Annotated in this window: 3 protein-coding genes; 2 read left to right on the top strand and 1 reads right to left on the bottom strand. The window is 65.0% G+C overall.

Annotated features, from left to right (window positions below):
* On the bottom strand, positions 1 to 153 hold a 153-nt coding region (locus tag OC610_RS26760; protein ID WP_264432258.1), incomplete at its 3' end, for a prepilin-type N-terminal cleavage/methylation domain-containing protein.
* Between the two features lie 173 nt (positions 154 to 326).
* On the opposite strand from OC610_RS26760, the gene gspG reads away from it, so the two are divergent.
* Together gspG and gspK are read left to right on the top strand one after the other, a co-directional pair.
* Positions 327 to 776, top strand: a complete 450-nt coding sequence (gene gspG, locus OC610_RS26755; protein ID WP_264432253.1) for a type II secretion system major pseudopilin GspG — start codon at positions 327 to 329, stop codon at positions 774 to 776.
* Positions 777 to 802: 26 nt separating this feature from the next.
* Positions 803 to 1,747: a type II secretion system minor pseudopilin GspK gene (gene gspK / locus OC610_RS26750; protein ID WP_264432255.1), complete on the top strand. Its 945-nt coding sequence runs from the start codon at positions 803 to 805 to the stop codon at positions 1,745 to 1,747.
* The last annotated feature ends 111 nt before the right edge of the window (positions 1,748 to 1,858 follow it).

Genomic DNA, 1,858 nt, shown 5'->3' with positions numbered 1-1,858 from the left:
CAGCGCCATCGAGCGATCCCGCAGCAGCGCGTTGCTCTGGCTCATTTGCGCACTGGCGCGCACAGCCGCCGACATCGCCACCGCCACGATCAGCAGCGCCACCAATACTTCGATCAGGGTAAAGCCGCGTTGCCGGGGTACCTGTCGGGTCATGGCAATGAGCATCGTCGGGGAAATGTGCTTCAGCCTAATGCCCGCGTTTGACGGATTGCTGACCAAAGCTCCTGAGGATTTTTTATACCAGTGACATATGCCGCTGGAACAATCCGCAGCGAATGGAAACCTCAACCAGCGCCAGAACGCGGCGCCAGCCAAGGAGTGTCGAGATGGGTGTCGCATCGTCTGGCCGTCCCACACGTGGCCCTCGCCGGCAGCAAGGTTTTACCCTGATCGAGATCATGGTCGTGGTGGTCATTCTCGGCATCCTTGCCGCCATGGTCGTGCCGAAGGTGCTTGACCGCCCGGACCAGGCCAGGGCCACGGCGGCCCGCCAGGACGTTGCGGGGCTGATGCAGGCGCTCAAGCTGTTCCGTCTCGACCAAGGGCGCTACCCGACCATGAACGAAGGGCTCAAGGCCCTGGCGGAAAAACCTGCCAACGCCACCAGTGGCAACTGGCGCGCTTACCTGGAACGGCTGCCCAAGGATCCTTGGGGGCGTGCCTACAACTACCTCAACCCGGGCACCAACGGTGAGGTCGATGTGTTTTCCCTCGGCGCCGATGGGCAGCCCGACGGCGAAGGTGTCAACGCTGATATCGGCTCCTGGCAGCTCTAGTCGTGAATCGCTCAGCACAGCGTGGCATGGCGGTGATCAGCGCCTTGCTGGTGGCGACCGTGGTCGCGGTGATCGCCGCTGGCATGATCGCCCGACAGGTCCAGGTGACTCGCAGCGTGGAAAGCGAAAGCCAGCGGGTGCGGGGCGCCTGGCTGTCCAATGGCGTATTGGAATGGACCCGCCAGGCGCTCTGGCAGCAACGCTTGCGCGAGCCCATGACGCGTTTGGACCAGGCGTGGGCGCAGCCCTTGCGTGGGGTGCGCCTGGGCACTGAAAACGGAGTGTTCGATGGCCATGTCAGCGATGAGCAAAGTAAATTCAACCTGCGCAACCTGATCCTCGACGGCCAGCTCGACACACTGGAAGTCGCCGCATTCGAACGCCTGTGCGCCGAGCTGGGCGTGCCCACGGCCCAGGGCAATCGTATCGTCCAACGCGTGGTGGAGGCCTACCCCAAGCGCTTGCGTCCACCGCCGTCCACCTCCAGCGCGGCAACCGGGTTCGACAGCGGTCGCCTGACATCGCCGGACGCCGAGAGCCAGCCGCTGCCCGCCACCCGGCCGATGTTGCGCGGCCTTGATGACCTGGCCGGCCTTCCCGGAATCGACCCCGCTGCCCTCGAGCGCCTGCGCCCCTATGTCACGGTGCTGCCGGCGCCCACTTGGGTGAACGGCAATACCACCACGGCGCAGGTCTTGGCCGCACGAGTGCCCGGGATGAGCGTGGCCCAGGCACAGGCGGTGATTGCCGAGCGTGACCGCGGCCAGTGGTTCATCAATAGCGGGGATTTTCTCAACCGCTTGCGCATGCCGCAGATGAGCACTGAGCAACTGCGCCTGGGCATCACCAGCGAGTGGTTTCTATTGCGCGGACAGGCCACGGTCGAACAGCGCCGATTCGGTGTCGAAGCGTTGTTTTATCGCAGCGAGCAGCGCAGGCCCCAGGTGGTCTGGTCGCGGGTGGGCGCATGAGCACCTTGCTGCGCATAGCGCTGGCGCCGTTGGCACAGTTGACCGCCGACAGCCCGTTGGACTTCGCCTGGCTCGATCGCAAGGGCGCGCTGGTCGAGCAGGGGCGGCAAC

This window comes from Pseudomonas agronomica, from assembly GCF_025917275.1.
GTDB lineage: Bacteria > Pseudomonadota > Gammaproteobacteria > Pseudomonadales > Pseudomonadaceae > Aquipseudomonas > Aquipseudomonas agronomica.
The sequence above is the reverse complement of the archived record's forward strand: the minus strand, read 5'-3'. Positions and strand labels throughout refer to the sequence as shown.